The sequence below is a fragment of the Mycobacterium sp. E735 genome, from assembly GCF_001666955.1.
Lineage (GTDB): Bacteria > Actinomycetota > Actinomycetes > Mycobacteriales > Mycobacteriaceae > Mycobacterium.
This window is the reverse complement of sequence record NZ_LZIX01000197.1, coordinates 1-5,929: the sequence shown is the minus strand read 5'-3', so window position 1 is coordinate 5,929 and position 5,929 is coordinate 1. Positions and strand designations below refer to the sequence as shown.

Annotated in this window: 5 protein-coding genes; 2 read left to right on the top strand and 3 right to left on the bottom strand. The window is 68.7% G+C overall.

Going from position 1 to position 5,929, the window contains the following annotated elements:
* The 3 genes from A5704_RS15790 to A5704_RS15780 form a co-directional block, all read right to left on the bottom strand.
* The coding region (locus A5704_RS15790) for a hypothetical protein (protein WP_082954884.1) at positions 1-463 on the bottom strand (463 nt) is incomplete at its 3' end.
* Positions 464-593: 130 nt separating this feature from the next.
* A complete protein-coding gene (locus A5704_RS15785; protein WP_067889791.1) occupies positions 594-2,117 on the bottom strand; it encodes a CdaR family transcriptional regulator in 1,524 nt (507 codons plus the stop codon).
* Positions 2,118-2,212: 95 nt separating this feature from the next.
* Positions 2,213-2,995 (bottom strand): GAP family protein, encoded by a 783-nt coding sequence (locus A5704_RS15780; protein WP_067889788.1) that lies wholly within the window; start codon positions 2,993-2,995, stop codon positions 2,213-2,215.
* A gap of 666 nt (positions 2,996-3,661) precedes the next feature.
* Here A5704_RS15780 and A5704_RS15775 point away from each other — a divergent pair.
* Complete coding sequence (locus A5704_RS15775; RefSeq protein ID WP_067760439.1) at positions 3,662-3,883, top strand: MbtH family protein; 222 nt, start codon at positions 3,662-3,664, stop codon at positions 3,881-3,883.
* Between the two features lie 52 nt (positions 3,884-3,935).
* A partial coding sequence (locus A5704_RS15770) for an AMP-binding protein (protein ID WP_156737686.1) occupies positions 3,936-5,929 on the top strand: 1,994 nt, incomplete at its 3' end.

Below are 5,929 nucleotides of genomic sequence, written 5' to 3'. Positions count from 1 at the left end.
CGACCGCCTCGTCGGCCGGTGACATTTTCGGCCGGGTAACCGGCGCGCCCCGGTCGTCGACCCAAATGTCTATCTGGTCACCGACTTTCACCGCGAGCGGTGCGGCGATGTCCCCGGTGCGCTCGGAGCCGGCGAAATCCCATCGGGCGGGCGCCATGACCGTCGGTTTTCCGAGATCGGTGCGGGGATGGCTGTCCCCGACGACCGTCGCGGTGGCCGGGCGCCGCGTCTGCACCTGTTCGGCGTAGACGCGGCTACGGTCCTCATGGATCGCGGTGCCCACGGCGGCGGCGATCGGCACGGTGACCAGCGACACCGCGATGGCCAACACCAACAGCAGCGCCTCCAGCCGGTCGGTCGACCGGACCAGCGGGTTGCGGCGAAACAGCCGAGCGAGCAGACCCCGTGGCAGGGGAACGGTGAACGTCTCCAGCCCGGGGTGATCGTGTCGGGGGGTGGTCATCGGATGTCCTCGTTCGAATGGGTAGCGACCGTGGTTGGTCACCCCGATCTTCGCGCGGCCGGGCACCGCGCGGCTTGCGCCGATCCGACAAGGGCGCCGGCGCGCGTTGTCGGATTCCGACAGCGCTCGATCAACCGATGTCGGTGGCCGCGAGTTCGATCATCATGGCCAGCCGCTTCCTGGCGTCGTCCAAGGGAAGATTGCTGATTTCGGCCATCTTCCGGAGCCGGTAACGGACGGTGTTCTCGTGCACACCGAGACGCTCACCGGCTTCAACCGGATCGCCCTGGGCCTCTAACCACGCCCGCAGCGTGGCGAGGTAGTCGGTTCCGTTGGCGCGGTCGTGCCGGCGCAGCTCGGCCACCGGTCCACGGGTCGGGGCCCGGCCGGCGCGGGCCGCGGTGCGCAACCGCTGCAGCAGGATGTCATCCCACGATTCGTCGTAGGCGGGCGGCGCGCAGGTGGGCGACGCCTCGTGCAGCGCCAGACATTCGTCGGCCTCCTGCCGGGCCGCGGCGAGCTCGGCGACGTCGGCCGGCCCGCTGATGCCGGCCAACACGGTCACCCGTTCGGGCAGGGCCGCCGTCAGGGCGGTCACCCAGTCGCGGGCCGCCGTGGCCTGGTCCGCGGGAAGCAGGGTGTAGACGGTGTTGCCCGCCAGGGCGCTGCGCCCCGGTCGTGACCAACCGAAGCCGGTGGTGGCGCGCTCGAAGGCCAGCAGCAGGGCCGCGTCGCGTTCGGCGCCCACCGACGCCTGCAGCGCGATCACCCGTAAGCCGCTCTGGGGCAGGCCGAGCCTGCTCGCCGACGTGGCGGCGTCGGCGCTGCCCTCGAGCAGCCGGATCACCAGCTCGGATTCGACCTGACGCTCGAGGTCGGCGCTGGCCTGTGACCGCAGCACGTGCATGGCGACGGTGTGCGCGCCCGCGGCCAAGGCCGTGCGCGCCGGCTCGTCCAGCGGCTCGGAACACGCCACCCAGACCGACCCCATCAGCTCTCGCCCGGAGCGCACCGCCACCACCATGCGGCCCGTCAAACCGTATTCGGGATCGCCCTCGACGAAGAGCGGCTCTTCGGCCGCCGCCAGGTGCGCGAACACGCCCCGGGATTCGAACAGCGCGCGCAGCCGCTCCGGCGTCTGCCGGCTCAGAATCGTCTCGACCCGAGCCGGATCGGGGTCCTGCTGCAGCCGTGAATACGCCAGCACGCGCAGCAACTCGTCGTGGATGACGACGGCGCTGCCGATCGCATCCGCCAGGCTGTCGGCCAGCGCGAAGAGGTCGGTCGGACCACGGCCGGCCGCGGTCTCGCGGCCCTCCAGCACCAGCCCGTAGATGACCGCGGCCAGCTCGCTCCACGGCAGTGTCTCCTCGACCAGCAGCACCGCCCCGACCCCGGCGTCCTCGCCCACCGTCAGCGGCTCCACACCCTCGCGCGTCAGCACCACCAGCGCTCCCGCCGAGTTCGCCCACTCCACGGCTTCGCTCAGAGATTCGGCGCCGATGGCCAGCAGAACATCACCGACGACGGCCCGCCCGCCCGACATCTCGTGAATGACCACGCTGCGCAGTTCGGTCGACCGAGGCACCGCCGACCAACCCAGCCGGACCCCATGACCACCCAGCACATTCACCAAGCGGTCCAGAGTGATCACGAGGGCTCCCAACGCCGATTATCGAGACGCTGATGCCTTTGTATCCTCCCGCGGTCGCCGGCCGGATGTGATTGCCGGGTTTGTCACCCGACAGCTCAAAGGATGTGCATGCCCTGGGCCAGCTGCGAGACGCCGACCACCGTGAAGACGGTCACGAGAATCTGCCGGTGGTAGGCGCGCACCCAGTCGTGCAGCCGCCGCAGCGCGGCTTGGGTCCTTGCCGGCGCGGCGACGTATCCCACCAGGATCACCTCGACGACGGAATACATCAGCACGACGAACGCGATCGAGGCGCTGACCTGCGTGGCGACCGCCGCCCTCGAGGCGACGATGATCGCCAGGATGAACAGCACCCCGTCGACCGGAACCGACGCCAGGCCGATCACCCACGCGATCCACAGCGACCCCTGCTCCCAGGCGAGGTGGGCGCGGTGGAGCAAACGCCGCGGTCCGGAACCCTCCTCCGGGGGGACGTCCCCCGCGCGGCTCAGGAATCGCGGCACCGCGATCGGCGCGCCCGCGGGCGTCGGGGTCGCGTCGCTCGATACGCCGGCCTCCGCTCGCTGGCCCGTCGAAAAGCGCACGGCCATCACCGCCGCGATCGACAGCCCGAGCACGCCGAGGCCGATCTGGATGTGCGGAAGTGTGGAACTGGTGGCCTTCGTGGTCGAGCCGTGGCCGAACGAGCCGAACGCCGAGGTGAAGTTGAGCAGCATCAGGGGCGCGAGAAGCTCGGGCACACACACGGTGAGGCCGCCCACCCAGTAGGCGAGCAGGTTCGGCCCGGGCCGCGGTCGGGAGATCATCAGGAGGGCCAGCCCGAGGCGCACGGGATTGAGCGCCGCGAGAATTCCCAACCCCAGCACCGACCCCCACATTGGCGCATCTCTACCCGCGGGCCACCGACCCTAAACACCGAACCTCGAGGGATCGTGCCGCCCCGGCGCCGATCCGTAGGATGTGGGTTCGCCCACCGAATTTCGGCGTGGCGCAACACGTTCAAGCGATGCCCAGGCGCGGGACGATCCGTGAACGGCGGGCCAATCCGCTGTGAACACCACCCGCTCGTGCACCCGTGAAGTTTGTCACAACACCGGGTTGGTCGCCGGCTTCCGCGACACGCGTGCCGCAACCCGCGGCAGCGAATTCCGTTCGTGCATAGGAAATTCACAGGTTTGACCAAACCGGCGGGTGCCGCGCGAGCCGTGGATTACGACGTTGCAAGTCGTGGTGCCAGCACGCTCACGGTTCGCTGGTGCGCGAATGGCGTTCCGCGTGAAACCACCGATCCAGTTTCGTGGGCTACCGTTGGTGTTGCGGACGGCATCGCGACTCGGGCAGGGGAACCGGCTGGGGCCCGAAACGCAGCCACGACGGTCTCCTCATGACGGGGATATCCGCAAAGCCCGAAGGCGCTGGCACGGCGCCGGTGGGCAGGACGCCACACTGGTCGAAACCAACGGCCAATCCAGAAGCGCAGCATCGTTTTCGATGCAGCGTCCAACGCTTCTGCACGTCTCAGCTCGGTTCGAGGAGGTTGTCCATTGCAGCCCAATCCTTTCGACGACGGCGGGGGCAAATTTTTCGTGCTAGTCAATAATGAGGACCAGCACAGCCTGTGGCCGGCCTTCGCCGATGTCCCCGCGGGCTGGAGCGTGGCCTACGGCGAAGCCGAACGGGCGGCGTGCCTCGACTTCGTCGAACAACACTGGCCCGATAGGCGCCCTAAATCGCTGCGCGAGAGGCTGTCCGCTCCCGGTTTGTGATGTATAGACCGTCTAGGTATGAAAGAGTCGGGAAGGGTTTTGGGGGGACTTAGTGGAACGCAGTGACCGGGCACTACCGCTGACGCGAGCGCAGCTGGACATCTGGCTCGCTCAGCAAACGGGTCACTTCGATGTCGCGTGGCAACTCGGCGTGCTCGTCCGGATCGAGGGCGCGATCGACCGCGGTCTGCTGGAGCAGGCGATGCGCCACGTGGTGGGTGAGGCCGAGAGCCTCAGGGCCCGCTTCTTCGAGGCGGACGGGCACGTCTTTCAGCGGGTGATCGACGACCCGGACGTCGATCTGGTCTTCGACGACGTGAGCGGGTCCGCCGATCCCGAGGGCGAGGCCCGCGAGCGGGCGTCGGCGATCCAGCGCACGCCGATGCCGCTCACCGGTCCGATGATGAACTTCTACCTGTTCCAGACGGCACCCGATGAGTACTACTGGTTCACCTGCTGTCATCACATCGCGATCGACGGAATGGGCATCGCGCTGATCGGCCGCCGCATCGCGGCCGTCTACTCCGCGCTCGCCTCCGGCACGGCCGTATCTCCGGCCTTCTTCGGTTCGGTGCAAGATCTCGTCAGCGGCGAGTCGGAATACGCGGCATCCGCGGATTGCCTTGCCGACGAGGCCTATTGGAACGAGCACCTGCCGACGGGCGCCGAGCCGGACTATCGAATGACCCAGTTCGCCGGCGACCGGGACCCATACGCCCCCTCACCGCCCGTCCAGTTGGACTCGTCGGTGCTCGGCGCGATCAAACAACTGTCCAAGTCGCTGGGTGTCCGCCGGTCGTCGGTCCTCACCGCCGCCTGCGCACTCCTGGTGCGGGGGTTCCGCGCCGACCATTCCGACGAAGTGGTGCTCGACTTCCCGGTCAGCCGCCGGCTGGACCCGGAGTCGAAGACCCACCCCGGCATGCTCGCCGGGGTGGTGCCGCTGGTCTTGAACGCGTCGCCCCTCCTCACCGCCGCCGAGTTTCTCAAACAGGTCGATACGCGGTCGCGGGAGGCGTTGCGGCACCAGCGTTTCCCGGTGCACATGCTCGGTGGCGACGGCGGCTTCCGTGGCGCACCGCAGGCATCCAACCGGGTGGTCGTGAACTTCGTCCCGGCCCGGATGACCCTCAGCCTCGCCGGTGTGCCGGCGACCGCGACGTACACGACCTTTGGCCCGGTGGGCCACTTCGGGCTATTCTTCCTCGGGTTCGGCGATCAGCAATTCCTGAGCACGGTGGGTGTCGGACAGCCCTTCTCGAACTTCGACGTCTCGGACTTGGCGAGCCGGTTGCAGCGGCTGTTGGTGGCGATGGCGGCCGATCCGGCACGGTCGTTGTCGACGGTGGATGTGCTCGATGAGGCTGAGCGGTCTCGGCTGGATGTGTTTGGTAATCGGGCCGTTTTGAGCGGGCCGGTGCCGGGTCCGGTGTCGGTGCCCGGGTTGTTTGCCGCGCAGGTCGCACGCGGGCCGGGGGCGGTGGCGGTCTGCGGTGGTGGGGTCTCGGTGTCGTACCGGGAGTTGGATGCGGCCTCGAATCGGTTGGCGCGGTATCTGGTTGACCGGGGCGTGGGTCCCGGTTCGGTTGTGGCGCTGCTGTTTTCGCGGTCGGCCGAGGCGATCGCCGCGATGTTGGCGGTGCTGAAGACCGGGGCGGCGTACCTGCCGATCGATCCGGTCTCCCCGGATTCGCGGATCGGGTTCCTGCTGGCCGACGCCAAGCCGGTCGCCGCCCTGACCACCGCGGAACTGGCCGGGCGGCTGGCCGGGCATGGGGTGGCGGTCATCGATGTCGATGATGCGCGCCTCGACGAGCTCCCGGATGCGGCGTTACCCGAGCCCGACGCCGACGGATTGGCGTATCTGATCTACACCTCGGGTACCACGGGTGTGCCCAAAGGTGTTGGGGTCTCGCATCATAACGTGACGGCGCTGATCGGGTCACTGGATGCGGGGTTGCCGGCGCCCGGGGTGTGGTCGCATGCGCATTCGCTGGCCTTCGACGTGTCGGTGTGGGAGATCTTCGCCCCGCTGTTGCGCGGGGG

Coding starts and splice junctions, on each gene's coding strand:
- A5704_RS15780 (WP_067889788.1), bottom strand. CDS start 2,995: ATGTGGGGGTCGGTGCTGGGGTTGGGAATTCTCGCGGCGCTCAATCCC.